This window comes from Candidatus Dependentiae bacterium (genome assembly GCA_026389015.1).
Taxonomy (GTDB): domain Bacteria; phylum Babelota; class Babeliae; order Babelales; family Vermiphilaceae; genus JAPLIR01.
In genome coordinates this window covers 76,676-101,491 of sequence record JAPLIR010000029.1, presented here as the reverse complement: position 1 = coordinate 101,491, position 24,816 = coordinate 76,676, and the positions used below count along the sequence as shown (strand labels likewise).

General features: G+C 40.2%; 26 protein-coding genes. 17 read left to right on the top strand and 9 right to left on the bottom strand.

The window, feature by feature from the left end; genetic code table 11:
• The first annotated feature begins 6 nt into the window (after nt 1-6).
• Complete coding sequence (locus NTX86_06320; protein ID MCX5922911.1) at nt 7-1,125, top strand: carbohydrate kinase family protein; 1,119 nt, start codon at nt 7-9, stop codon at nt 1,123-1,125.
• A gap of 22 nt (nt 1,126-1,147) precedes the next feature.
• Here NTX86_06320 and NTX86_06315 read toward each other — a convergent pair whose 3' ends face one another.
• Nucleotides 1,148-1,774 (bottom strand): ankyrin repeat domain-containing protein, encoded by a 627-nt coding sequence (locus NTX86_06315; protein MCX5922910.1) that lies wholly within the window; start codon nt 1,772-1,774, stop codon nt 1,148-1,150.
• A gap of 416 nt (nt 1,775-2,190) precedes the next feature.
• Here NTX86_06315 and atpD point away from each other — a divergent pair, with 416 nt between their 5' ends.
• The 3 genes from atpD to NTX86_06300 are packed head-to-tail and all read left to right on the top strand — an operon-like array spanning nt 2,191 to nt 5,512.
• Nucleotides 2,191-3,621: a F0F1 ATP synthase subunit beta gene (atpD, locus tag NTX86_06310; protein MCX5922909.1), complete on the top strand. Its 1,431-nt coding sequence runs from the start codon at nt 2,191-2,193 to the stop codon at nt 3,619-3,621.
• Nucleotides 3,621-3,866 (top strand): hypothetical protein, encoded by a 246-nt coding sequence (locus NTX86_06305; protein MCX5922908.1) that lies wholly within the window; start codon nt 3,621-3,623, stop codon nt 3,864-3,866. Before atpD ends, NTX86_06305 begins: the two co-directional genes overlap by 1 nt.
• A gap of 32 nt (nt 3,867-3,898) precedes the next feature.
• Entirely contained in the window at nt 3,899-5,512 is a 1,614-nt protein-coding gene (locus tag NTX86_06300) for a DUF87 domain-containing protein (GenBank protein MCX5922907.1), read from the top strand.
• A 9-nt stretch (nt 5,513-5,521) separates the two neighbouring features.
• On the opposite strand, the gene NTX86_06295 is transcribed toward NTX86_06300, so the two are convergent.
• From NTX86_06295 to NTX86_06280, 4 genes are all read right to left on the bottom strand, one after another.
• Nucleotides 5,522-5,890: a hypothetical protein gene (locus tag NTX86_06295; protein MCX5922906.1), complete on the bottom strand. Its 369-nt coding sequence runs from the start codon at nt 5,888-5,890 to the stop codon at nt 5,522-5,524.
• A gap of 27 nt (nt 5,891-5,917) precedes the next feature.
• Nucleotides 5,918-6,313, bottom strand: a complete 396-nt coding sequence (locus NTX86_06290) for a hypothetical protein (protein MCX5922905.1) — start codon at nt 6,311-6,313, stop codon at nt 5,918-5,920.
• A gap of 132 nt (nt 6,314-6,445) precedes the next feature.
• Nucleotides 6,446-7,051, bottom strand: a complete 606-nt coding sequence (locus NTX86_06285) for a hypothetical protein (GenBank protein ID MCX5922904.1) — start codon at nt 7,049-7,051, stop codon at nt 6,446-6,448.
• Entirely contained in the window at nt 7,026-7,751 is a 726-nt protein-coding gene (locus NTX86_06280; protein ID MCX5922903.1) for a ribonuclease HII, read from the bottom strand. Before NTX86_06280 ends, NTX86_06285 begins: the two co-directional genes overlap by 26 nt.
• A gap of 81 nt (nt 7,752-7,832) precedes the next feature.
• Here NTX86_06280 and NTX86_06275 point away from each other — a divergent pair, with 81 nt between their 5' ends.
• The 8 genes from NTX86_06275 to NTX86_06240 all read left to right on the top strand — a co-directional run bounded on the left by NTX86_06275 (nt 7,833) and on the right by NTX86_06240 (nt 15,618).
• Nucleotides 7,833-8,510 carry an XRE family transcriptional regulator gene (locus tag NTX86_06275; protein ID MCX5922902.1) on the top strand — a complete coding sequence of 226 codons (678 nt, stop codon included), beginning with the start codon at nt 7,833-7,835 and terminating at the stop codon, nt 8,508-8,510.
• Between the two features lie 191 nt (nt 8,511-8,701).
• Nucleotides 8,702-9,151 carry a 30S ribosomal protein S6 gene (rpsF, locus tag NTX86_06270; protein MCX5922901.1) on the top strand — a complete coding sequence of 150 codons (450 nt, stop codon included), beginning with the start codon at nt 8,702-8,704 and terminating at the stop codon, nt 9,149-9,151.
• 36 nt (nt 9,152-9,187) lie between these two features.
• Nucleotides 9,188-9,475 (top strand): 30S ribosomal protein S18, encoded by a 288-nt coding sequence (gene rpsR / locus NTX86_06265; GenBank protein ID MCX5922900.1) that lies wholly within the window; start codon nt 9,188-9,190, stop codon nt 9,473-9,475.
• Between the two features lie 102 nt (nt 9,476-9,577).
• Nucleotides 9,578-11,380 carry a translational GTPase TypA gene (gene typA, locus NTX86_06260; GenBank protein ID MCX5922899.1) on the top strand — a complete coding sequence of 601 codons (1,803 nt, stop codon included), beginning with the start codon at nt 9,578-9,580 and terminating at the stop codon, nt 11,378-11,380.
• A 72-nt stretch (nt 11,381-11,452) separates the two neighbouring features.
• Nucleotides 11,453-12,202 (top strand): tRNA pseudouridine(38-40) synthase TruA, encoded by a 750-nt coding sequence (gene truA / locus NTX86_06255; GenBank protein MCX5922898.1) that lies wholly within the window; start codon nt 11,453-11,455, stop codon nt 12,200-12,202.
• Entirely contained in the window at nt 12,180-12,773 is a 594-nt protein-coding gene (locus tag NTX86_06250; GenBank protein MCX5922897.1) for a GNAT family N-acetyltransferase, read from the top strand. Before truA ends, NTX86_06250 begins: the two co-directional genes overlap by 23 nt.
• Before the next feature lie 109 nt (nt 12,774-12,882).
• The gene (locus tag NTX86_06245) at nt 12,883-14,148 is read left to right on the top strand and encodes a hypothetical protein (protein MCX5922896.1); all 1,266 of its coding nucleotides are present in this window, start codon (nt 12,883-12,885) and stop codon (nt 14,146-14,148) included.
• Between the two features lie 336 nt (nt 14,149-14,484).
• Nucleotides 14,485-15,618, top strand: coding sequence for an ankyrin repeat domain-containing protein (locus tag NTX86_06240; GenBank protein MCX5922895.1), 1,134 nt, complete (start codon nt 14,485-14,487; stop codon nt 15,616-15,618).
• 94 nt (nt 15,619-15,712) lie between these two features.
• Here the strand turns inward: NTX86_06240 and gpmI are convergent, their stop codons facing one another.
• Entirely contained in the window at nt 15,713-17,227 is a 1,515-nt protein-coding gene (gpmI, locus tag NTX86_06235; protein MCX5922894.1) for a 2,3-bisphosphoglycerate-independent phosphoglycerate mutase, read from the bottom strand.
• A gap of 152 nt (nt 17,228-17,379) precedes the next feature.
• Between gpmI and NTX86_06230 the strand changes: the two genes are divergently transcribed.
• From NTX86_06230 to NTX86_06220, 3 genes are all read left to right on the top strand, one after another.
• A complete protein-coding gene (locus NTX86_06230) occupies nt 17,380-18,222 on the top strand; it encodes a hypothetical protein (GenBank protein ID MCX5922893.1) in 843 nt (280 codons plus the stop codon).
• A 171-nt stretch (nt 18,223-18,393) separates the two neighbouring features.
• Nucleotides 18,394-18,747: a hypothetical protein gene (locus NTX86_06225; protein ID MCX5922892.1), complete on the top strand. Its 354-nt coding sequence runs from the start codon at nt 18,394-18,396 to the stop codon at nt 18,745-18,747.
• Nucleotide 18,748: 1 nt separating this feature from the next.
• Nucleotides 18,749-19,504: an RsmE family RNA methyltransferase gene (locus tag NTX86_06220; GenBank protein MCX5922891.1), complete on the top strand. Its 756-nt coding sequence runs from the start codon at nt 18,749-18,751 to the stop codon at nt 19,502-19,504.
• A gap of 3 nt (nt 19,505-19,507) precedes the next feature.
• On the opposite strand, the gene NTX86_06215 is transcribed toward NTX86_06220, so the two are convergent.
• The 3 genes from NTX86_06215 to ruvX form a co-directional block, all read right to left on the bottom strand.
• A complete protein-coding gene (locus tag NTX86_06215; protein MCX5922890.1) occupies nt 19,508-20,119 on the bottom strand; it encodes a hypothetical protein in 612 nt (203 codons plus the stop codon).
• Between the two features lie 144 nt (nt 20,120-20,263).
• Nucleotides 20,264-20,947, bottom strand: coding sequence for a tRNA (adenosine(37)-N6)-threonylcarbamoyltransferase complex dimerization subunit type 1 TsaB (tsaB, locus tag NTX86_06210; protein MCX5922889.1), 684 nt, complete (start codon nt 20,945-20,947; stop codon nt 20,264-20,266).
• Between the two features lie 358 nt (nt 20,948-21,305).
• Nucleotides 21,306-21,740 (bottom strand): Holliday junction resolvase RuvX, encoded by a 435-nt coding sequence (ruvX, locus tag NTX86_06205; protein MCX5922888.1) that lies wholly within the window; start codon nt 21,738-21,740, stop codon nt 21,306-21,308.
• A gap of 108 nt (nt 21,741-21,848) precedes the next feature.
• Between ruvX and NTX86_06200 the strand changes: the two genes are divergently transcribed.
• Nucleotides 21,849-23,213, top strand: coding sequence for an amino acid carrier protein (locus NTX86_06200; protein MCX5922887.1), 1,365 nt, complete (start codon nt 21,849-21,851; stop codon nt 23,211-23,213).
• Between the two features lie 93 nt (nt 23,214-23,306).
• On the top strand, nt 23,307-24,737 hold the full coding sequence (locus tag NTX86_06195) for a UDP-N-acetylmuramoyl-L-alanyl-D-glutamate--2,6-diaminopimelate ligase (GenBank protein MCX5922886.1): 1,431 nt from the start codon (nt 23,307-23,309) through the stop codon (nt 24,735-24,737).
• The last annotated feature ends 79 nt before the right edge of the window (nt 24,738-24,816 follow it).

The following is a 24,816-nucleotide window of genomic DNA, read 5'->3' as shown; positions in this document are numbered from 1 at the left end:
GCGACTATGAAAAAAGTACTAACCCTTGGTGGCGCCATGCGCGATGTGTTCATTGAATATGACACAGCGCATATGCTGCACATGCATGATCAAGCACGTGAACAATCCTTTATTCTCCTTGAAGAAGGTAGAAAAATAGAGGTTAAACATATTGCTTATCATCTTGGGGGTGGGGCTACTAATTCTGCAGTTTCTTTCCGGAGACTGGGATTTGAAGTAGAAGCTTTTTTTAAACTTGGTGGTGATCAAGCTGGAGATTACATACTACTGGAATTGGGCAGGGAACATGTAGCGACCTATAATGTGGTTCGTGATGAAACGCAAAAAACAGGTGTTTCATTTATCATTCCCTGCTCTTCCGGTAACAAAGTAGCATTGGTATATCGCGGTGCAAATCTTACGATTAAAGAAAGTGAGTTGCCGTGGTCGGCTATTGAGACAGCCGATCAGATGTATATTACATCGCTCAGTGCCGCATCATCTCAATTACTATTGCCCATCACGGCCTATGCAAAAAAATATAATAAACCGGTTGCGGTTAATCCTGGAAGCAGCCAGCTTTTGCTGGGAGCAGCTGTGTTGCGTGAGTCGCTCCCTAATATTGATATTTTGATTTTAAATAGTTCAGAGGCGCAGCAGTTTATGGTTTCATTACTGGAAGCTAATTCAGCCCTACAAGATAAAGTTTTTGATACTGCTCTAAAACAAGAGCCAATAGAACAAGTGCCGCAATTACTACAGGGGCCTCTTAATCATAAAGAAGTTTGTTTTAATTTTTACCAATACTTCAGGGAAATTCTTTCCCGTGGTCCAAAAATTGTGGTGGTCACCAATGGTGCTGAAGGTGTTTATGTAGCCACTGATTCCACTATCTATTTTCTGTCGAGTGTGCCCGCTAAAGTCGTGAGCACGTTGGGTGCCGGAGATGCATTCGGTTCCTGCTTTGTTGCAAGTTTATTGCAGGGCAAAACAGTGCAACAGGCTTTGATGGCAGGCGCTCTTAACAGTGCTTCAGTTATTGGGCATGTGGGAACACAAATTGGCTTATTAAATGAACAAGAATTAGAAGATCGCCTGCAAAAAGCTGACATGAGCTTGGTGCAGGCATTTCCACTTATATCCTAACAATATTTCTATTCTCGAACTGCTATTTGCGTACTGCGTATTGAGCAACAAGCCTGATAATGTCGGGACAGAGATTGGTAGCTTGCCTAATGGCATTAGTGACATTGGTTAGTCTCTTTTGTTGGAATTTTAGGTATACTTTGTCTTGATAACGATCCAATTTCTGTTCCTTAGAAAGTTTACTAAATTCTGACTTATTACCGATATTTTGCAGTGCATTTTTAGTATATTTTTGCAAAACATTTCTGGTGCTTTTTTGTTGCCTTGCTACATCGTAAGCGCTGATTATTCCGTTTTCATCAGTTTGCACTTTGGTATATATTCTTGCGCCCGACCTTAGTAAGTACTCAAAGCATTCGATAGGGCGCATGCGCGCAGCCAACATAAGTGGGTACCCGTCATCACAATCGCTGGAATAATTAATATCTGCGCCTTGCATGAGCAGCGATTTAACAGATTGGACTTTTGACTTTGAAGTAGCGGCGAACAGTGCCTCATCAAGAGGTTCTGCGTTATATTTTTTGTTGGGAGCAGTTATGTTGAAGAGATCTGCAATGAGGCGCATATCGCGATCCATAGCAATTGTTGGAGTTGGGGAAAAGAAAGTTAGCGTTATAGTAATCAATAATAAAGTCTGTTTTAATGTCATGATAATGTTCCTGAGTGATGTATATGCTCAAGCGCTAAAATAGCTAAGCTTTAATAAGCATATGCGGATGAATTAATGATAGTGCTGTATACCAACGCTATCAAAATCGAATATATTTTTTTTAAGAAAGGGTGAGGTCTGAATTCAAGCGATTGCATGATTCCATGGAATTGTTCGGGCTAAGCCCAGTGCTTCAGGGAGAAATAATTGTTGAAAATAATAGTAGTTGCTTTAGGCATTAAAGTCTCTGAAATTAACAAAGTTATACATTCCAATTTCTAATATACAGAGTTTATTGTTGAAGATCAACGAATGTTGAAAAGTTTTCTACGCAATTTCTTTTGACAAGATATAGCTCTTGAACTAAGTTTTATAATAAAAATGCTTTGTATCACTTTTAAAGAGCCAAAAATACTATGATTGCAACGCAAAAAGCTAACGGATCAATTTTACGTTTGAGCGGCACTATTGTTGACGTTCAGTTTTCGCCAGAATCTACACCAAATATTTATAATGAACTTCATATCCAGATTCCTGCACATGACGATAAACCTGCAAGTACCCTGAGCATTGAAGTTGCCCAACAACTGGGTGATGGCACAGTGAGGTGTATTGCGATCAATAATATTTTTGGAATCAAGCGCGGATTGTCTGTTGTTGATACCGGCTCGTGCATTAAAGTGCCTGTCGGCAACAATGTTCTCGGTCGTATTTTTAACGTTCTTGGTCAAACCATTGATGATAAACCACCGTTTAAAGCAGAAGAAACCTGGCCTATATTCCGTCAAGCTCCTGCGCTTATCGAACAAAAAATTGCTAATGAAGTTCAAGAAACGGGTATTAAAGTTATCGACATCATGTGCCCTTATATTAAAGGCTCAAAAATTGGTCTTTTTGGCGGCGCTGGCGTCGGTAAAACAATTTTAGTACAAGAGCTCATCCGCAACATTGCTACCGAGCACGGTGGCGTTTCGGTGTTCACCGGCATTGGCGAACGTACTCGAGAAGGCAATGAGTTGTGGCTTGAAATGAAAAAGACTGGCGTGCTTGATAAAACTGCGCTGGTGTTTGGCCAAATGGGCGAAATGCCTGGCGCACGATTACGCGTTGGTTTGAGCGGCCTTACTATGGCCGAGTATTTTAGAGATAGAGAAAAGAAGGATGTGTTATTATTTATTGATAACATTTTCCGTTTTGTACAAGCAGGTTCAGAAGTTTCTACACTTGTTGGACGTCTTCCATCAGCCGTTGGTTATCAACCGACCTTAGCTACCGAAATGGGTGCTTTCCAAGAACGTATCACTAATACGGTAAATGGTTCTATTACTTCGATTCAAGCAGTGTACGTTCCTGCTGACGATATTACCGATCCGGCACCAGCAACTACCTTTATGCATCTTGATGCCAACACGGTACTTTCACGTAAATTAGTAGAACTTGGTTTATATCCAGCCATTGACCCATTACAATCGAATTCAAAAGGATTGATGCCTGACATTGTAGGTAAAAAGCACTACCGTGTAGCCCGTGACATCCAAAATATTCTACAGCACTTTAAAGAACTGCAAGATATTATTGCCATTCTTGGTATGGAAGAACTTTCAGACGAAGATAAGTTGACGGTTAAACGTGCCAAAAAGATTCAAAAATTCCTGACGCAACCATTGTTTGTTGCTGAGTTTGCAAGTGGTCTTTCGGGCAGATATGTGACGCGCGAACAAGCAGTGAACGATTTTGACGAGATTATTAACGGCAACTGCGACGACATCCCTGAAGATGCCTTCTACATGGTTGGCACGCTGCAAGAAGCTAAAGAAAAAGCGAAACGTTTAATGAGCACTTTATAATGAAGCTGCTGATTATAAGTCCTTCAGGAGAGTCAAATCTTGAAATTGCTTGGCTTGAACTCAATACAGCGGTTGGCAATTTTGTGATTCAACCTGGCCATGCACCAATGATTGTCACGTTGGCTCCCAACAAGCAAGTTACTTTTTGTTTAAAGAGCGGCAAGCAAGAATCGTTTATCGTCAAGCAAGGCATTGCGGATATTATGCGTACGGAAGCAACATTATTTTTAAGCGATACTTTTTAATAACAAATCAAACAACATAAAGTTTTACATCTATGAAAAAGCTCCTCGGCACTATTATTTCCGGATCTCTCGTTGAAGGCTTTGTTATGCGTATCGTTCCAGAAGCTCATCTGGAAGATATCAAAACAGGCAAGTTTGTTTCTATTACCGGCAAACAGCACACCTTCTTCTCGCTTATTACCGACTTAGCCCTGGAAGTTACGCATCCGGATATTTTATTATTTCCACCAACCGAGCAAGAGACGTTACTAAGTTCCATTCTCAAACAAAAAGATATTTATGCCACAGCAACATTAAAACCCATGTTAATGTTGAATAAAGACGACCAACCAATGCCGGTCAAAACTATTCCACCTCATTTTTCAGCCGTGCATGAAGCGACAAAACGTGATGTTGCACTTATTTTTGGTGACGAGGCTGATGCAAGTAAGAAAAACTTTAATATTGGTTCTCCTTTAGATATGAATACGCCGGTTTGTATTGATTTGGAAAAACTCACCGAGCGAAGCAATGGTATTTTTGGAAAAACAGGAACAGGCAAAACATTCTTAACCAGGTTAGTGCTCGCTGGTCTTATTAAGAATGAAAAGGCCGTAAACCTTATTTTTGATATGCACAGTGAATATGGTCTCCAAGCACGCAAAGAAGGCAAGACCCAATCGTTTGTTAAAGGATTAAAGACATTGTTCCCCGACCGTGTGGTAATATTTTCTCTTGACCCCGATTCTACACGACGTCGAGGTGGCATGCCCGATGTTGAAGTCGTAATTCCCTACCAAGCAATTAGTGTGGAAGATATTCTGTCATTAGAAAGTGAATTGAATCTCCATGCAACGGCACTAGAAGCAGCACATTTAATTGCCGCAAAGTATAAAAAGGATTGGTTGCAGGCATTGTTAACGAATGGCGATAACATTAAAGAATTCGCCGAATCAATTGGGGCGCATCCAGAATCAATTGCTGCACTCTATAGAAAATTAAAACGTATAGAGCGTCTACCATTTTTGCAGCCTATGCAGGGTGGGGGTGCGTATAAACACAATTCAGTTATCGATCAAATGATGGAATATATCGACCGTGGTATTAATATAGTGGTTGAGTTTGGCAACTATACTTCAACCTTTGTATACCTTTTGATAGCCAACATTATTACTCGTAGAATTCACACACAATACATCGAAAAGACAGAAAACTTTTTAGGTTCACAAAGAAAAGAAGACGAACCAAAAAAACTCATGATTACTATTGAAGAAGCGCACAAATTTTTAAATCCTCAGGCAGCACGCCAAACAATTTTTGGCACTATCGCGCGAGAGATGAGAAAATATTACGTTTCTCTGTTGGTAGTCGATCAGCGACCATCGGGCATTGACCCAGAAATTCTATCGCAAATTGGTACCAAGGTAGTTGCTCAGCTTAATGACGAGCGAGATATTCAAGCTGTGCTTACAGGCGTGAATAATGCTACGAGCTTGCGTTCTGTGCTTGCTTCTTTGGATAGCAAAAAACAGGCTCTTTTACTGGGACATGCCGTCGCTATGCCAGTTGTAGTTCAAACACGAGAGTATGACGAAGAGTTCTATCGTGCTATGAGTGCTACCGTCACCGCCAAGCAAATAGATGAATTTATGAAAGAGCTGTTTTAACAACAGTTTTTACTTTTTTGTTATTTCGGGCACTCTCTCATAGGGTGTAGGTGTTTCCATTCTATCAACACCATGAGCGTCACACGTATGACTTGTGATGGCGTGATTGCAGTTGGGACAATTTTGGTACACGATGTAAGAAGGATCTGTTATGAGTACGGGATTGTTTTGCCCATCAACGAATATTAATGCTTCATTTTGACCGGCCTTTACTAATTTTAATGAGTTCACACAGTGGCCACAGGAGCCATCAGTAGAACATAAAATTCTTGTCGTTGATGAGCTTTTTGGTGATGAACAGCAATTGCCGTAGAGCGAGTCAAAAGGAAAACTGGCGCTGATTATAGTTATATAGAGTAGGCTTTTTAATATGTTCATGGTTTTTCTACCTCATTATATACCTGATTATTTATACAATCCTTGTTTTCTTCGTGCAAGTTTGGTGAAATCATCAACAGTGCCTTTATTGGTAAAATCATTGATGGCTTCTTCTGGTACCGTTTCTACTGTTGCTGCGCCATAAGACATGTTGCAGCAATCGCACGTATGGCGTGAGATACCGTGGTCGCAACCTGGTGTTGGGCATTTACCATTTTGTGTAGTAATTTTATTACCATAACCATTATTGTCCCGTAGGATCCATCGTTGTTGGGTAATTTTACCTGTTTTATCTTTCCCTATTCTAAAAACCATTCTGTTTTGGCATTCATCGAGCGCATCACAGCAACCACTAAAAAGATTTTGTGCAGCAAATCCCATAAAGCCGAGCACCAGAAGTCCCATTATCTTTAAACGTTTCATGGTCCTATTCCCCTATTTTTTCATTGCTAAGGTTACAGCCGTTATCATTCCACTTACTAGGCTAGCGTATGGCGGCGCTGCAATGCAATAAAAATTTACAAATAGAAAGGGCGTCCTGTTGGGTTCGGTTGTTTATAGTGGCGTCTCAATGATGTCGCTGGCTCGTTGTAAAAAAAGCTTAAGGCGGCGATAGTCATTGCCTGTAAGCAGTGAGTAGGTATTAATGAAGGTGGTAATTTTGTTGGCAGAGGCGATGTTGAGTTCTGCTTGCTGTTTAAGCAAAATAAGCAAAAGATCATCGAGGTTGAATAATTGATTAGAGGAACCAAAAAGCAGATGAAGGTAGGTTGGTTTGGCAAAAAATTGCTTCATGGTTTCTTGATCCATGGATTGCACAAAGGAGTGGATTTGAGGTGGTTCAGGGGTTGCAAGATAATAGATGTGGCCTTTTTCTAGATAACCAATAGCAAGGCAGGAGAATGTTGTTTTTAAAAATTCAAAAATTTGTGGTTGATCGCGCAACAGCTCTTCTTCGGTCTTTTGATAGGGAAAGGGGTACCGCATAGGTTCCATTGACCCAGTATTGACCTGATGGACAATGCCAAAAAGGGTCCTTTTTTTGGTTTGCACGGTGACAAGTGAGCCAAATTGGGGACATTGGTTCCATTGCCAGCTTTGTGCAAGCCAGCCTTGTAATGAGCTTTCGATGATTTCAGCAAATGCGTTGTTGTTCTTCATGGTTCTCTTGATCAATACTAGGAGGGTTTAACGTTTTTTTCAGAAAACTGAGGCGATGGATCATTGAATAATTAAGGTCTCCAACTGCTTTATAGTGCAAAGCGGTAGCATAACCTTTATGTTGGGCGAGCAGATAGCCCGGAAACAGGGGGTCTAATTTGCCCATTAATGCATCTCTTTTAACCTTAGCCATAATAGAAGCGGCTGCTATTGAGGTCGAAAGTTTTTCGCCAAAGGGAAAGTGATGGACTGGGATGGTATGAAAATTGGTGTCCAGTAGGGTCAAAGGCATGGCATCAACCAAAATTGAGGCTGGCTTCAAGGGGCAGGTAGCCAACAGGTTAACCAGGGCCTTTTTCATGCCAATCAGGGTAGCCTGCCAAATATTGTGCTTGTCTATGGTTCGATGGTGGATTATTCCATAGCTTACCCAGCCATTTTTGGCTATCCAAAGGCTTGCCTTGAGTCGTTCTTCCTCGGTCATGAGCTTGGAGTCCTTAAGAAGTCGATGCGTTTTGCCTGGGGGAAGTATGACGGCTGCGGTAACCAAAGGGCCAGCTAGGCACCCCCGGCCAACCTCGTCAATGCCACAGACGGCATGATTATCTGTCCAGGCTAGTTTTTCATAGAAATTCTTAGTTAAATTGACCCTTAGTCTCTTTTTTGTGGCCACATGAACTTTCTTGTTGACATTTGTCATTTTATGAGTACTATTAGAAATAAGGCAGATGTTTTAATCATACTAAAGTTTCATAACTATTGTAATAGAGGAGTATATTTTATGATATCTACGTCAACACAATTACGTGTTAAAGAGTTGCTCAGAGAGAAAGGCTGGACCACTAAGATTTTAGCGGAAAAGACCGGTATGTCTGAGAGTTACTTGACCCATATTAAGAACGGAACCAGACGTTGGAACGAAGATTCACTGAGAAAATTAGCTAATGCTTTTGAAATCAGCCCTATGGATCTTTTTGCTCAACGCCGTCAACGCACTGATAACATTGATAACAATGTTAGCTTGCCTGAAAAGTCTGATGTTGAATTAAAGGTACAAATTGTGCCTGTAGTTGGTGAAGTTCCATCGAACCCATCACCATACAACAACCAACTTATGCAAATAACCACTGGTTACAAAGATATCTTTGTTCCTGTTTTAAATACGACTGATACTTCAATGTTTGCTTTGTGTATCGATAACAATACCCTAGCTCCATCGTTTATTAAAGGTGATTACTTGATCGTTTCTCCAGAAGTGTGGACTCGTTCAGGTGATGTTGCTGCCGTAGAATATGGCAATGACACTGCGATTAAAGCGGTTATGCAAGTTACCTACACTGAAGATTTCATTGTGTTAGAGTCTGTGAATCACAAGACTCCACCAATTGCTTTAGTTCGTGGCAAGGATCACTTCCGTATTATTGGTCGCGTTATCCAACGTCATCAAAAGTTTGCGTAATAGTCTTATTACATAAACGTATATAAAATTTGTACCATAAATCTAGATTTTTCTAGTATTTATGGTACTTTTTATTACTAGAGAAGCGTTTTTTACGCTTACGTCTAAATAAGGCAAGGTGTTCTTGTCTTATAGTGTTTAAAGAACACTTCCAATTAGTCTCATTTATATCCACTTAGTTTGATAGGAGTATGCCCGCAATGGTATCCCGCTACGAAGCTTTATTGCTTACGGTTCCAGAAATAACCGCTGATGAATCTAGGACGATTGAAGATCATATCGATCGCATCATCAAAGGTGTTAAAGGTTCAATTATTTCCTTTGAAAAATGGGGCAAGTATAAACTTGCATACCCAGTCAGAAAATATGATTATGGTACTTATTTCCTTGTGAGATTTGAATCAGAAGCAGCAGCTGTTGAAGAAGTTAAGTCTATCTTCGCGGTTAAATACCATGAATTGGTAATGCGCAACATGATTATTCAGTTGGCACCAAAACAATCATTGGTATATCAAAAACCACCTTCACTTGAAGATGCTCCTGCGCGTGACGTATCCACATTCTTGAAAGAGAATAGAATGGATGGCTTCATGGGCGGCGCTGAAAGCTCTGAAGATGCTTTTGAAGATGACGAAGAATAACTGCTGATCTGATTATTACTCAAGTAAGGTAAGTCTATGACAAAAAAAATAAAACTTAAAATAAGTGCCCGTTTAGTAAAAAAACGTTCCCGCCGTTATGGTTTTGCGGCTTCTCGCCACTGCCGTTTCTGTGGTAACGCTGAGCAACTAGGATTAATGGACTTTAAAAACGTTCCATTCCTTAGAGGCTTTCTAACAGAGCGTGGCAAAATTTTACCTGCACGCATTTCTGGCAACTGTTGCTTGCACCAACGTGCATTATCCCAAATGATTAAGCGCTCACGTATTATGGCATTGTTGCCTTATACATCGGCCGCATTTTAATGTTGGGTTGATAGAAAAAGAATAAAAAAAAGAGGCCTACGTTATTGTCTGGCCTCTTTTTTTTCTAGATTACATAAGAAAATTATACCGAGGGGACCAATAATGACCACAAGACAACGTTCCAATCTTCGCAATATAGCTATTATAGCCCACGTTGACCATGGTAAAACAACCTTGGTTGACCAATTGCTCCGGCAGTCGGGTACTATTAAAAATGATCAAGCCGATCGTGTCATGGATTCAAACGCTTTAGAAAGAGAGCGCGGGATTACCATTTTGGCAAAGAACACCGGTATAGTATACGGTGACTTCTCTATTAACATCGTAGACACCCCAGGTCACAGTGACTTTGGTGGTGAAGTTGAACGTACGCTACAAATGGTTGAGGGTTTCCTCCTGTTGGTTGATGCTGCTGAAGGCGTATTGCCTGGTACTCGTTTTGTGTTAGGCAAAGCGTTGCAGCTTAAACTTAAGCCAATCGTTCTTATCAACAAAATTGATAGAAAAGATGCTGATATTGAGCGTACTGAATCTGCAATTCACGATTTGTTTCTTGATTTAGCGGCTGATGAAACCCAATTAGATTTCCCTATAATCTATGGTTCATCAAGAATGGGTTTTGCAAGCACTGACTCATCAATGCGTTCAGGCGATATGAAGCCATTGTTCCAAGCGATCATTGACTACGTTCCAGCTCCAACAGAAAAAGAAGAAGTATTGCAATTGTTGGTTACCAATTTAGATCACTCAGACTTCCTAGGGCCTATAGCCGTTGGACGTATGTTTAGTGGATCTATCCAAGTTGGTCAACAAGTTACCTGTTGCAAGGATGATTTTGTAAGCCAACCAACAAAGATCACTAAGATTTTTAAATTCGTTGGTTTAAATAAGACTGAAACTCCTTCAGCTGAATTTGGTGATATCGTTGCGGTGACTGGCTTTGAAGCTCCACCAGCAATTGGTACAACCTTATGTGCTGTTGGCTCACCATTGCCACATACTTATGTTAAGATTGATGAACCAACCTTGACTATGTATCTAGCGGTTAATGACTCTCCGTTCAGTGGACGCGAAGGTACATTGCTAACATCACGTCAAATTAAAGAGCGTTTAGAAAAAGAATTACGCGTTAACGTTGCATTACGTGTAGAACCAACCGAAACACCAGAAATTTTCAAGATTTCAGGCCGTGGCCAATTGCATCTTGGTGTATTGGTAGAAAACATGCGCCGTGAAGGTTTTGAGTTACAAATTTCTGCACCAGAAGTTATTTATAAAACAATCGATGGTGTAAAGTGCGAACCTATGGAACTTTTGGTTATTGATATGCCAGAAGAAAGCCAAGGCGTTGTTATGGAAAGTCTTGGACGTCGTAAAGCAATCATGAAAAACATGACTAATTACGATAACGGCCGTGTACGTTTGGAATATGAAGTTCCTTCACGAGCATTGCTTGGGTTCCGAAGCCAATTCTTAACAGATACACGCGGTAACGGTATTGCAAACTTTAGTTTCCTTGGCTATCAACCATACAAGGGTGATATTCCAAGTCGTACCAAAGGTGCATTAGTATCTATGGAACAAGGTTCAGTAACCGGCTACGCTTTAGATGGTCTACAACCACGTGGTATTCTTTTTGTAAAACCTACACAAGAAGTTTACAAAGGTATGATCATCGGCGAACATAGCCGTGACAATGACTTAGAAGTTAATCCATGCAAGGGTAAGAAGTTAACTAACATGCGCGCATCAGGTACTGATGACGCTATTCAGTTGATACCACCTCGCGTTATGGAACTTGAAACATGTATGGAGTGGATCCGTCCCGATGAAGTAATCGAGATTACCCCTCTTAACATTCGTTTACGTAAAAAAATCTTACGTGCTGCAGCTCGTAGCAAGTAATTTAATTGAAATAAAAAATGTCCTGATCTTCCATTGGTAGGTCAGGACATTTTTTTTAATAAGAAATATACCATGCTCAATTCCTATAAAATTATTATTGCTTACGATGGAACCGATTATTTTGGCTGGCAAAGACAGAAGGATCGGCCCTCAATCGCTCAGACTTTGCAGGATGTTTTTTATACCGTATTTAACAAGTCGATTGTTTTGCGGGGGGTTTCTCGCACAGACGCAGGCGTGCATGCGCTGGGACAAGTGGCGATTTTTTCTGTGGTTATGAATATAGATCCTAAGGTCATGATCCATGCTTGGAATAACAGACTTTCGGCGGAAATTGTCATTCGTTCTATTGAGCGAATTCCTTCAGATTTTAGCCTTCATGGCAACGTTGTCACCAAAACCTATTGGTATCATTTCTTTTTAGAGCGTCCATTGCCAACGACGCAGCGGTTTGGTTGGTTTTTCCGTTATCCAGTTGATTTGGAAAAGTTACAACAATGCCTTAATGTCTTCCTAGGGACACACGATTTTAGATCTTTTTGTAGCGGTGATGAGCGCGGAGATGATACAATTAGACGTATAGATGCGGTAAGCATTGAATATGTTGAAAAATATAACGCGTATAGAATTGCAATTGTGGGGCCGAAATTCTTGCGTTATATGATACGAAGGATGAGCGGTGCTTGCATTGAGGTCGCATCGCGTAAGGATTTGGATGTGGGGTTATTAAAGCAGGTTTTAGAGGCAAAAAATCCTGAGCATTTATTGCCTAATGCTCCTGCAAAAGGATTGGTGTTATATGAAGTTGAATATAAGAGTTAGAAGTTTTTCAACATTAGTAATGTTTCTTGTTATTATAGGGCTCATCTTCTTGGGCTTTATTCTTTCTGATTACTATGTTTTTTATAGTCCTGCTCCCGTTGCAACACAAGAGCAAAGCTCTATCATTGCTTACGATGCAGTGCGTGATCGACAAAATATTAAAGATTTCTTTACGACGGATCGTTATTGGCTGCTGTCGAGTGACGATTATAATGTTGATATGATGCTTGACCATAAGGCGCCGAATGACAATCCGTTATACGTGGGTGCACTGAATATCAAAGTGCTGCGTGAGAATGGTCAATTTGTTGGCTTTGCAGCTTACTATAAAAAGACACCAACCGAAGGCATGTTGCTTTTCTTGGCCGTAAAAAAAGAATTCCGCGGTAAGGGGTATGGAGCAAAATTAGCACAATACGCTCTTGATGATCTGAAAAAGATGGGAATCAGCAAAGTCACTTTGGTTACTCGAACCAACAATCTAAGCGCCCAAGCGGTGTACAGAAAACTTGGTTTTGCTGAAACTAGCCGCGATGATGGGTATGTCTATTTTGCCAAATCGGTCAAATAGCAGGCAATCAATAGCGCTTCTAATCCATTCTTCTCGACAATTTTTGCGCGTAATATATTCTTTTGGTAAAGTTACCTTTTTTGAACCATATTACGAGCGAAGTTGTATCATGAAAAGATTATTTTTAGTGACGATGTTGATATCGGCATCTTTTATTTATACGCCAGTCTTAGCCATGGGGCACGATAAGGATCGGGATCATAAAGATTACAGAGCTTTGGTAGCAGAGCTCACTGCTCAAGTCGCTGATGGTGAAGCATTAAAAAATGGAGCAGTGTCTTCCAGGTCTATCCTGCCATTCTCCAACAAAAAAATTGAGGGTTATCCCACATTGATTGAATTGATTGCAGACTATGCTGATCCTTCATCCAGTAGTGCTATTCGCGAAGCATCGCAAGACAAAGAATACCTGGAAAGATCAAGGCTTCTTGAGTTCTTTAAACCAAAAATAGCTTCAAGTGACTATGAATATATCAAACAATTTCTATCGCCTGAAAAAAAGTATGTAGAGACATCCAAACTTCTGGCAATATTTAAGCCTAAGGTGCCGTCCAATGTGTATGAAAATCTTGAACATGCTTTAGATATACATCAAGAATATGTAGAAACAAACAAGTTTCTTATGTTTTGTTCGCAGAACATTCCGACTAACGAATATGAATGCGCTCAGCTCATTTTATTGCCTAGTAATGATTCAGCAAAGGTGGAAGCTAAAAAAATACAGGTAGATACATCAGCTCAGTCGAATATGAAGCGGTCCCATTCTTCAAGTGCGCTTTCATCGCTAGGTTCAGGCAATTGTAGTGCCGCCATTGCGGGTAATAAAGTAAATCCACAAATACATCAGGCTATGCTAGCGGCTGCCAGTTTGGGTATGACTGTTGAAGAATATGAAACACAATATGTGGCAATGCGAGAAAATGAGGAACGAAGACAGCTAACAATGTGGGATCTTGAACCAGAAGAATATTCTGTTAGCAGGCGTATTGCAGCGATTAAATTGGTTGAAAATTATATGGCTTCTGCATCTTCCTCCTCATCACCAGGCCTTTGTAGTTTGGGCTTGGCTCAAGAGCAAAGACAGGTTAGTGGGGCAGCATTAAGTAGCTCCCAGCCTTCGCACAAGGCTTCGGCGGGCACGGCCAGTTCTTCGTCATCATCGAGTTCTAGTTCATCTTCATCAAGCTCATGCGCAACTGCAGAAGAAACGAGTCGGTTGCAATCAGGTGAATGCAAAACTGCAGTTAATAATGAAAATGATTTTGAGCTTATGCAATTAGCGGAAGCATCAGGCATTTCTTTAGCAGAACTAAAGGCTTTACGAAGAGAAGAAGAACGAAGAGAGGCCTATCAAAGAAGAAATGGTAGACGTTAAATCATTTTGGTTATCTATAGCTTGCCAAAATATATAAAATTGGCTACTTATAGATCGTCAAAACATATAAAAATTGTTAGTTGTATGTAACCTATATATATCATAATAGAATTCTTGTTTTCAATAAAAAGCATATTTTATACTCAGACTTCTCTGCCATCCCAATAAATTCCCCACCACAACACCGTTTTTCAGGTTCAAAATAAAAAATTCTATCAAATTATTGCGTTTATACCCCCCCCCCCTGTTATTATTTCAAATAGAGAATGTTTCTCTAGAATTGCTTGAATAGTTCAGGTAGTTATTTTTATAAACCAATCAAAAGGAGATCTTCGTATGAAGAACGTATTATTTAAATCATTAGTGGTGGGCTTATTATTTGCGGCTGCACCGGGTGCGGTAGCATCAGAAGACAAAAAGCGTCAGGAAGAAGTGGTGAGCGAAATGACGCCTCTTATGCAGGCAGCTCATGATAATAATTTAAAAACTGTTCAGGAATTATTGGAAAAAGGAGCAAATGTTAATGCTCAGTATACGCAAAAGAATTCACCTTATCCTTGGACAGCAATTATGTTTGCTGCGTCTAATGGCAACGAAGAAATGATAGAAGAATTAATTAAAGCAGGTGCAAAAAGAGAATTTAATACGATCACACGAGAATCAAGTGGGTATTTTCCTAATCTATCTTTAATAGAAAAAATCGTGGAAGATTTAGCTAAAAAAAAACAAGAACAAGCTATTGCTATTGCTAGAAAAAAGAATAATGCTGATTATTACATTAGATCAGTCCGAGAAGAGCACGGCACTCCTGAGGAAGTATTGTTCGCAGGAGGCCTAAAACATATTAAATATGCACTTGAACACTTTGCCCCTATTGATGCAACTGGTTTTTGGCTTCGAACAAAACTTCATGAAGTTTCTACTGGGATATTTCAATATCAGGAGAATGTTGAGGCTAAAAATGAAGCTGATGTGTTAATTAAAGCAGGTGCTGATGTAAATGCAAAAGATGCCGAAGGCGAGACGCCTTTAATGTTGGCTTCTAGATCTAGTCAGCCAATAACTCTTGAAATAATGGAAGCGTTAATTAAGGCAAATGCTGATATAAATGCTAAAAATAAGATTGGACAGACTGCTCTTGATATTGCTCGAAAAAAAAATAATACAAAAGCTGTTAATATCATAACTAAAGCGCTAGAAGCGCAATATAAAGACTACTTACCGTTATTTCCCAACATTGTAAACAATCCAAATGAAATTACTGCAGCATCAAAAGCTACTAACTTTCCTACCGCACTTTTTTATGCCTCTAAAGATGGCGATGCTAAAATTGTAGCAGCACTTCTCTCCTTAGGAGCAGATATCACTATAAAAAATAAAAATGGTCAAACTGCAAAGGATTATGCAGCAAATGATGCAATAAAGAAACTATTTGAGAAGGCTGAGAAAGAGTACTCAGAGAAAAAGTAGCTAAGAAATAACTAATTTTAGATTAAAAAAGAATTGGGTTTTGCTTTTCACAGCGAGCCCAATTCTTTTTTCGATTCAATCAATAATCGATTTATTATCTTTTCATCTCATTAGGCACACTCAACCCCATAGTCTCCAAAATAAATGGTGCAATATCAGCAAGCTGGGTCAATGGCAGTTGGTAATCACTATTTTCTAAATCCTTACGCAGCATAATAAATGGCACGCAATTAGTAGTATGCGCGGTGCGCGGTGTGCCATCAGCATTAATCATCTCTTCTGCTTTGCCATGATCAGCGGTAACGTACATGGTTCCGTCCATCTGTTCCACCACAATCTCAAATAATTTTTTTAATTCCCGGTCAAGGCATTCTATAGCTTTAATGGTTGCTTGCAAATCACCTGAGTGGCCAACCATGTCGGCATTAGCATAGTTAATAATATAAAAATCTTTAGGCACTTTTTTGAGCGATTTAATAACAACTTGGGTGATGTGTTCGGCAGACATTTCTGGATTTTTTACATAGGTGATAGCTTCTATCGATGGCACCAGAATACGCGTCTCGTTATGGAATACTTTCTCTTTGCCGCCAGCAAAAAAGTACGTGACGTGCGCATATTTTTCTGTTTCGGCAACAGCAAGCATGCTCTTGTTGTTTGCATCGAGTACCTCTTTAAGTGTATTGGGCACGACAGGGTGTTCAAAGAGCACATCTGTTTTGAGAGCACTTGAGTAGGTGACGGGTGTTATAAAAAACGTGAGATTGAGCTGTTGTGTAGGAAATTTGTCAAAGTGAGTATCGACAAAACATTGTGTGAGCTGGCGAGCTCTGTCGGGCCGAATGTTAAAAAATATAATGCCACTGCCAGATTTAATAACCGCTTTTGGCGTCAATTGTATGGGCTTTATAAATTCATCGGTAATGTCATTGGCGTATGACTCTTTAAGTATTTCTTGCCATGAGTGAGTTTTGTTTGTTTGTTGCATGGTAAGGGTGTGATAACTTTGTTCAGTGCGTTGCCAGTGGTGGTCGCGGTCCATGGCGTAAAATCTGCCGTGGATACTACCAATAATGCCGCAGCCGAGATTGTGTAAGAAGGTCTCAAGCTCTTGCAAATAATGGGCTGCCGATTGAGGTGGCGTGTCGCGGCCATCCAAAAAAGGGTGCACAATAATATTTTTAATGCCACAATCTGCTGCTGCTTGCAAAAAAGCGTACAGATGCTTTTGGTTACTGTGAATGCCGGCATCAGAAAGTAGGCCGATGATATGCAAGGATTTGCCCGTAGTTTGTAATTTTTTTAGGTCGTCTACCAACGTTGGATTGGCAGAAAATGATCCATCGGTAATGGCATTGTTTATGATAGTCAGTGGTTGTTGGACTATTCTGCCGCTGCCAATGGTTATGTGACCGACTTCTGAATTGCCGATATATCCTTCGGGAAGCCCAACAGCGGTGCCCGAGCTTTTTAGCAAAGTATTGGGATAGGTTCTCAGCCATGAATTTATGGTGGGGTTTTTTGCTTGTGCAATGGCATTGCCAATTGTCCCTTTGTGATAACCAAAGCCATCCAAAATTACCAAGACCGTAGATTTTTTCTGATGCATATATTCTCCTTTATCTTTTAGGTAGAGCACGCTACAGGGTACAAGGTATTGATATCCATTGTTGTACTATAGTATGGTGATAGGATGGTCATGTAAGCAAGATTATGAGTAGATAGTCGTAGTTGTTCTATAATCAAAAGGGAGAAAGAGGCATGATAAAAAGGCAATGGTTAGTATTGTTATTGATGTGTCTTGGTGCAACAGTCGGCATCAAAGCATCTCATAATGGTATTCTTGAATGTAGTATTAATCAATTTTCGTTATTACTTTTTACGTTAGAAAAAAATGTAGTTCGCATAGAGCGCTACGGTTTAAACGAACTCATGAGCGAAATTAATCGTTTTTCAAGGCATGAGAGCAATGAGCATTGCATAGCTATGTTGAATTTGGGTGAGCATCGACAACGCGTTGTTGATATTGAATGGAGCGCGATGAATATGGAAGACCTACTGGTAACCACGATACGCAGTAAAAATCCAATTGTGTACGCGTTAGACTGGAGCTCATTAGTTGCTTATGAAGATGCACAAGTTCAAGAATTTATGCGAGCTAATGCGCGCATTAACGATGTGTTCAATATTGATTTCTCAAACGGCGGGCATGTTGACCGTGCGGTTCGTTGGTTTACCTCATTGGCGGTTGAGTGGGGCGTGGGCGATGAAAACCTTACCATTAGTCTTATCATAGAGCGAAAAATAGAACGTGTGTGTGGTGCTGTTGTGCCTAATTGTTTCTTGGATGATAATGGTGACATGGGTGTCATTTGGAAAAAGGATGAGCTGATAGATGCCGGTGTTCTTACGTTATTGCCACAAGACGATGGTATGGCAACAAGAGCGCAGGATCATGTTGGGGATCTTTGTACGGATGAATTAGGGGTTGATCTTGATGATGTAGAAGAGAATCAATCATTTATTTCTTCATGCTATTACTCAGTGGGGGCTACACTTTCTGCAATTGGAGATTATTTATATTCATGGGTTTCTTGTAGTTAGTAAGTTCTTATTTGAATAGTTACAATAAAAAAGCCCCAAATAAATTTGGGGCTTTTTTATTGTAACGCGGGGGGCGCCTTTGGAGTCGCATTTATTGTCTCATTGTGATATACTCAGGTTTTCACTCCACGAATGATGTTGAAATGCGTTTTTGCATAAGGAATATTGTATATGAAAAAAAATCTGATTATTATGGCGACTTTCATTTTTGTAGGGCATTTGAATGGTCTTTCTGCCCAAGACCATATGGTAACTATGAGCCAGGATAGTAAGATGCAGCGGGTCGAAGCGACCAAGATGACATTGGCAGCGACCGATGAATCGGAAGAATATGATGAATTTGATAGTATTGCCGACGATATGTCACGAGATGGTATAGTAGTTGAACAACCACAACCTGTTTCTAATTTTCAGTTCTGGTTACGCAGAATCGGTTCTCCTATCGTGCTTAAATTTTTAGCATGCAAGGCTTCTGCAAAAAATTGGTGGAGTTGGATGACCAGATCGCAACCAAAAGTTAATTAACATGAGTAGTAAGCATGAATTTGCGCTGTATAGCGCCCACATTAGTTCTCAGCTCAATAAGGCATTGGTCGGGTCAATTATTTTGTTGGAAGATCAGGCATTAGTTGTCCGCATTACTTCTATTTTAAGGTTGCGACCTGGCGAACGTGTTGTCTTGTTTGATCAGTCGGTCAATCTAGTAGTAGAGATTCTTGAGGCTCCAAGTAAAAAAAGCTTGAGTTGTCAGGTTATTGTAAAATCAGTTAATCAAATAATAACTCCCGCCATCACATTTGTTCTTCCTATACTCAAGCGGGATGATTTCGAAACAGCGCTGTATTCTTTGGTTGAACTTGGGGCTACTCGGGTTCAGCTGGTGCTCACACAAAAGGTTCAGCGAACATGGGGTGGAGAAAAAGAATTCGAGCGCGCTCAGCGTATTATGGTTGCAGCGGCCGAACAATCAAAAAACTTTGCATTCCCTGAATTATACCCGCCTATTGCATTGTCAAAATGTCTTGAAAAAATCCCTGTTCAGGCACAAAAAATATATTTTGATGTTGACGGTCAAGCGGCTTTATCGTTGCTCAACACCATTCATGCAGCAGCGCCACAAGAGCTTTTCTTGATGGTTGGCCCTGAGGGCGATTTGACCTCAGAAGAAAAAGAACTGCTGCGTTCGTACTCTTTCACGTTCTGTGTTTTAACACCCACTATATTGCGTGCTACTCAAGCTGTCGCTGTTGGCCTTGGCATGGCAAGAACAGTCTTACGCTAATATCTAGGGGACCAGATTAACCGGAGTTCCTATGATAAGTGCTATGTCTCGAGCTATTTGGTAGAGCGGACTATATTGCTGGCGTGCGGCTACATCATGGTTAACGCGTTCGTTGAGAATTCTAATAAAATCAAGATAAGACTTGTTTAACCCTCTTTGCCAAGCTGTTACTTTGCTATTGTCGGTCGTGGCAACAGAAGCGCCATTTTTAATTAATAGATCGATAGAGTTTTTTGCGCTTTCAAGAGTAGCCTTTAGAGTGCTTAAATTGTTGGAAGCCGCTTCTCCTGAGTCACTATAGGGATCCCAGTAGATTATTGTATTTGGTATGAAGTCATTAAAAAAGGCGATATAATCACGATAATTAATAAATGATTCTTTTACGGGATATAAGCTGTCAACAATGCGCATAATGAGGGTTTTGCCTTCTGCGTCTTTATCGTCAAGATTTGCTCCCGCTTTCATTAATTCGTCGGCTCTTTGAGACAGCGCTTGAATTCTTTCTGCTGATTGCGCAAGCGCCTGTGTTGACTCCTGTCCGCGTGTTAGTGCCATTGCATTGGTGGTTATTATCGATGCCGCTACGAGCAGTACTTTATTTATTGTATTTTTCATAAAATTCTCCATTATTTTTTGTTTATATTAAACGAAATCTTAATAAATATATTCTAATATGAATAATAACATGCTGGGATGTAAAAAAACAAGAATTATTTTTTTTGTTGTTTGAGATGGAAGAAAAATGGCTTAAATAAAGGTTTATCTAAGGATTATGTTTGGCGCAGAGGTCTTGAGGTAGAGCGGAAAAAGTTCGTGCGCGAGCCCTTCTTTTTTCTGCCATTTCTGAAGGCCCAAGAGACCAATTGATTCTACCGAACATGTGTGGGGTAGTGGATCGGGAATAATGGCTCTGTCGCCAAATGTTTTTTGTATTTCAGCAAGGTGCAACAGGGTGCCGTTTCCTAAAAATCGAATAGGTTGATCTGGCAACATGCTTTGTATTCTTTGCAACAAGGCGGTGATGTTTTCATAACCTTTTTCTGCATCATTGTTGTTTGATTGTTGAATGCCAAAATAAACATCATTATTAAAAGCATTCAGCAGCACGACCGTGTTTGAATAGTCAGGATTATGTTGTTCGATCAGAAATGCATCAAGAGCGTCGACGCCTATTAAAGGAATTTGCGTTGCAAAACTCAAGCCATTGACTGATGCAATGACGGTGCGTAATGTGGTGAAAGGCCCAGGTCCTTGGTTAACGGCGATAAACGATATGTCAGAGAGTTTCAGTTTATGGGTAACAAGGAGGCCGTTGAGGAGCAGCACAAAATGTTTGCTTGCGCGAATTTTGTCTTCTGTGATCCATTCAATCATGGCGCCATCTTTAAATAGGGCCACGTCGAGGGATTCATAGGTGTTCTGGATGCTTAAGAATGTTGACATAGTCTCTACTTAGTTGCGGTTCTTACATTTATTTTGTTGGTAAAAAATACTAAATGAATCATATTCTATCGTTTTATCCTTGCGTACAATAATTTTGCCGCAATTAAGGCACTTCCATCCTTCAAAGTTCAGAAAGTGATCGAAGAAGGATTGTAATACCATGAGCCCATCACACTTCTTGCATTTCATTTGACCATCTCCTTTTTAATGATTGGTCGTATAACCCATATGAATGAGTCAATAAAAAAGCATTGAGACAGCCTTTTTTATTGACTTGTCCGTTTATTGGATTGCTTCACTTTTTTATTATGCTTCCTTTATTAGAAAGCTAATTAAAAATTTGTATTCTTGTCAATGATCAGTTTTTTATTTCGTCTATATGATTATCAATAGAATCGAGCGGACGAAATTCAAGGTACGAAGATAGAATGAATGCGGCCGCGACAGAATGAGACTGTATTTTTTCTTCTTTTGTTTTTGCAGCCTTGAGGGTTTGTGCGCGCTTGCTGCTGAGCCGTTCATCCCACAATATCCAAGTGATGTTAGGAAAATGTTGCTCCAGTTTTTCTTTTGCAGCTTCAACTTTTTTGGTTTGATCGCTCACGGTACCACGCATAGTTTTTGGGTAACCAATAACGATTTTTGTAACCGGCTCTTGGGCAAGAACTGTTTCCAAGAAAGGAATCAAATCCTTAGTCGGGGTTGTTTTATACGGACGTGCAAACATGCGCAACGCATCAGAAATTGCCGTTCCAGTCCATTGATCGCCGATATCGAGTCCAACTATTTTCATATGTGCAACACTCTACTATTGTATTTTTGTTATTTTAATATTTAGTAAAATAAGTATACTATGCATAATCTCTATGTACATTAAAAAATTATAACTAAGGAGTTCCTTGTGGATATTGGACTAATACTTAAACAGATCAGTGGCGTGTTGGTCAATTGGCCGCTCTTTATCCTTGTTATCGCTACTGGAGTTTTGTGTACTGTGTTATTTAGATTTATTCAAGTTCGTTATTTTATGTATGCATGGAAACAAATTTTTCAACCTTCAAAACCGCAAACATTGTGTGAAAGCGAAGTTGCATGTGACGAACCTAAGGGAGGTATGACGCCACTTCAAGCATTCATCAATGCATTAAGTTGCAGCTTGGGTAATGGTATCATTGCGGGTGTGGCAACAGCAATTTTTGCAGGCGGACCAGGCGCTGCATTATGGTTAATTATTTTTGGTTTGTTGTTGATGCCAGTACGCTTTGCAGAGGCTTTTTTAAGTATGCATTATGCACAAAAACATTCCGGAAAAACATCACTTGGTGGTCCAATGCTTTATTTGCAGGATGTGATTGGCGGAAAAGTACTATCGAAATTATATGCTGTGCTCTGCTTGCTTTTCTGTTTTATAGGTGGCAATAGCATTCAAACTAATTCGATACGCACCAGTTTGGCAACGACCTTTGGTCTCTCATCAATGCTTTGTGCTATCGCTATTACACTTTTTATTTTTTATGTAGTTTTTGGTGGTGCTGAGCGTATTGTTAAAGTATCTGATAAGATTGTTCCCGTAAAAGTAGTGGTATTTTGTATCACTATGATCATAATGTTTTTATATCATTATAAGAGTTTGGGTGGAGCGCTCTTATTAATTACTCAGAGTGCATTAACGCCACAAGCAGCCTTAGGTGGATTGCTTGGATTTTCTTTGCAGCAGGCGTTACGCGCTGGTATGATGCGCGCTATTTTTGCTACAGAGTCTGGATTAGGCACCGCTGCAATTTTGTTTGGCTCTACAGGCAGCAAGGCGCCGATGAAAGACGCAATTGTTGCAATGCTTGGAACATTTATGAGTACCATTGCTTGCTTCTTGGTTGCTTTGGCCATTGTGGCATCAGGGGTTTGGAATTCTGGCTTAAATGGTACAGAACTTACTATTGCGGCATCGGCAACGGTGTTTGGACCACTCCTGGGCGGCATCATCATAACCTTTTTAGCGGTAAGTTTTGGTGTCGGCGTTTTAGTCAGCTTTGCATTTATCACTCGTGAGGTTTGGCTATCCTTAACTACAGGGCGCTTTGTGCTATTGTTCAATATACTCTATTGCCTTTTTGCATTCGGTGGTGCATTAATCGATGTAAAAGCTGTATGGAGTCTTGGGGATATTATTTTGGCTCTCATGTTAGCTATCAATTTATTCGGCATCCTATGGTTGATTCCGGTTATTAGAAATAATGTCATTGCATTTGGACATCAAGAAAAATAATTTAACCCTTTCCGACTTCGCTAATTCAGGCTTTCCAGCTTGGCTAGCTACGACGGACAAGCAAGTAAGATCGAAAAAGAAAAATAAATTCCTATGAACAAAATTCTCTCCATGCCACAGGTTTATCCTGTGGCATGTCATACTGATAACGTTGGCGCAGGTTCTACGTTCGTTGCAATTAAAGGTCAGAAGGAAGATGGCACGCGCTATATTCTTGATGCATTACAAAAAGGTGCGACCACTATTGTGGTTGAAAATACTATGCACCTTTCTGATGAAATTCAGATGATGATTGCAACTGCGCAAGCAGAATTCGTGGTGGTGGAAAGCTCACGTAAAGCGTTGGCTCAGCTGAGCGCACAAGCGTGTGGCTATCCTGCGCGAAAATTGCGCATTGTTGGTGTCACCGGCACAAAGGGCAAAACAACATCAGCCTTCTTGCTTGAGCATGTACTGCGTGTTTCGGGTTATAAAACGGCGCTACTCAGTACCGTGTACAATAAAATTTTAGATCAACAATTCAAAACAAATCTCACCACACAGCATCCCGATTACTTACATAACTTTTTTAGTTTGTGTGTTGATGCAGGTGTACAAATCGTGGTTATGGAAGTTGCGGCACAGGCAACCTCATTGCATCGCGCCGAGGGATTATTGTTTGATGGATTAATCTTCACTAATTTTTCGCAAGAGCATGGTGAATTTTATCCAACGATGGACGATTACTTTGCAGCAAAACGTGCAATAGTCGATCAACTAAAAATCGACGCACCTTTGTTGTTGAATGCGGATGATGCTGCTGTGGCTCGACTTGCAGATAGTTATCCTCAAGCATTATTATTCGGCATAAACCATGCTGCTGATTATGGCGCAACAATTCAAGCGAACGATCTTGAAGCTTTAAAGATAACTATTAATGCTCCTCATGTGAGCATGGTTGTCGAATGTCCATCGTTACTCGGGGAATATAACGTCTATAACATTCTTGGCGTAGTGAGTTTGTGTTTTGAATTAGGTCTGCCAGCCTGTCAAATGTCGGAAGCCATAAAAACTTTTGGTGCGGTTCCAGGACGTCTTGAACGCTATCAATTGCCAAATGGCGCAAGTTGTTTTATTGATTATGCACACAATCCATCGTCATACCAAGCTGTGCTTTCTATGGTCAGATCTTTGACCCCACATCTTATAGTCGTCTTTGGTTGTGGTGGTGAGCGTGATGCGTCAAAACGTCCTATTATGGGTGGTATTGCAGCGCAATGGGCAGATTTAGTTATTCTCACTTCCGACAATCCTCGCTCTGAGGATGCACAATCTATTATCAACGATATTCTTGTTGGTATTTCTATTGAAAAACAAAGCAATGTCATCTGTGAGCTTGACCGTGCACTGGCTATTAAAAAAGCATACGATCACGCACAGGCGGGCAGTGTTATTATGCTGCTTGGCAAAGGCCCCGATGAATATCAACTTATTGGCTCTCAAAAATTGTTTTTTAGCGAGGCGGCGATAGTAAAGTCATTATAATAATTTTTTAGAGAATCTTAAAGGTAGCAGTAGAAAACTTTTTTTTGTGCGCTGATTGTTTATTAATGAGCGTAAAAAG

Excerpts from the sequence above, each read along its gene's own strand:
- NTX86_06280 (MCX5922903.1), bottom strand. The coding sequence starts at position 7,751 with ATGACAAATGTCAACAAGAAAGTTCATGTGGCCACAAAAAAGAGACTA.
- NTX86_06220 (MCX5922891.1), top strand. The coding sequence starts at position 18,749 with ATGAGTAGTAAGCATGAATTTGCGCTGTATAGCGCCCACATTAGTTCT.
- NTX86_06230 (MCX5922893.1), top strand. The coding sequence starts at position 17,380 with ATGATAAAAAGGCAATGGTTAGTATTGTTATTGATGTGTCTTGGTGCA.
- NTX86_06285 (MCX5922904.1), bottom strand. The coding sequence starts at position 7,051 with ATGAAGAACAACAACGCATTTGCTGAAATCATCGAAAGCTCATTACAA.
- NTX86_06245 (MCX5922896.1), top strand. The coding sequence starts at position 12,883 with ATGAAAAGATTATTTTTAGTGACGATGTTGATATCGGCATCTTTTATT.
- NTX86_06275 (MCX5922902.1), top strand. The coding sequence starts at position 7,833 with ATGATATCTACGTCAACACAATTACGTGTTAAAGAGTTGCTCAGAGAG.
- typA (MCX5922899.1), top strand. The coding sequence starts at position 9,578 with ATGACCACAAGACAACGTTCCAATCTTCGCAATATAGCTATTATAGCC.
- ruvX (MCX5922888.1), bottom strand. The coding sequence starts at position 21,740 with ATGAAAATAGTTGGACTCGATATCGGCGATCAATGGACTGGAACGGCA.
- NTX86_06195 (MCX5922886.1), top strand. The coding sequence starts at position 23,307 with ATGAACAAAATTCTCTCCATGCCACAGGTTTATCCTGTGGCATGTCAT.
- NTX86_06315 (MCX5922910.1), bottom strand. The coding sequence starts at position 1,774 with ATGACATTAAAACAGACTTTATTATTGATTACTATAACGCTAACTTTC.
- NTX86_06305 (MCX5922908.1), top strand. The coding sequence starts at position 3,621 with ATGAAGCTGCTGATTATAAGTCCTTCAGGAGAGTCAAATCTTGAAATT.
- tsaB (MCX5922889.1), bottom strand. The coding sequence starts at position 20,947 with ATGTCAACATTCTTAAGCATCCAGAACACCTATGAATCCCTCGACGTG.
- gpmI (MCX5922894.1), bottom strand. The coding sequence starts at position 17,227 with ATGCATCAGAAAAAATCTACGGTCTTGGTAATTTTGGATGGCTTTGGT.
- truA (MCX5922898.1), top strand. The coding sequence starts at position 11,453 with ATGCTCAATTCCTATAAAATTATTATTGCTTACGATGGAACCGATTAT.
- NTX86_06215 (MCX5922890.1), bottom strand. The coding sequence starts at position 20,119 with ATGAAAAATACAATAAATAAAGTACTGCTCGTAGCGGCATCGATAATA.
- rpsF (MCX5922901.1), top strand. The coding sequence starts at position 8,702 with ATGCCCGCAATGGTATCCCGCTACGAAGCTTTATTGCTTACGGTTCCA.
- NTX86_06250 (MCX5922897.1), top strand. The coding sequence starts at position 12,180 with ATGAAGTTGAATATAAGAGTTAGAAGTTTTTCAACATTAGTAATGTTT.
- NTX86_06290 (MCX5922905.1), bottom strand. The coding sequence starts at position 6,313 with ATGAAACGTTTAAAGATAATGGGACTTCTGGTGCTCGGCTTTATGGGA.
- atpD (MCX5922909.1), top strand. The coding sequence starts at position 2,191 with ATGATTGCAACGCAAAAAGCTAACGGATCAATTTTACGTTTGAGCGGC.
- NTX86_06295 (MCX5922906.1), bottom strand. The coding sequence starts at position 5,890 with ATGAACATATTAAAAAGCCTACTCTATATAACTATAATCAGCGCCAGT.
- NTX86_06225 (MCX5922892.1), top strand. The coding sequence starts at position 18,394 with ATGAAAAAAAATCTGATTATTATGGCGACTTTCATTTTTGTAGGGCAT.
- NTX86_06320 (MCX5922911.1), top strand. The coding sequence starts at position 7 with ATGAAAAAAGTACTAACCCTTGGTGGCGCCATGCGCGATGTGTTCATT.
- rpsR (MCX5922900.1), top strand. The coding sequence starts at position 9,188 with ATGACAAAAAAAATAAAACTTAAAATAAGTGCCCGTTTAGTAAAAAAA.
- NTX86_06300 (MCX5922907.1), top strand. The coding sequence starts at position 3,899 with ATGAAAAAGCTCCTCGGCACTATTATTTCCGGATCTCTCGTTGAAGGC.
- NTX86_06240 (MCX5922895.1), top strand. The coding sequence starts at position 14,485 with ATGAAGAACGTATTATTTAAATCATTAGTGGTGGGCTTATTATTTGCG.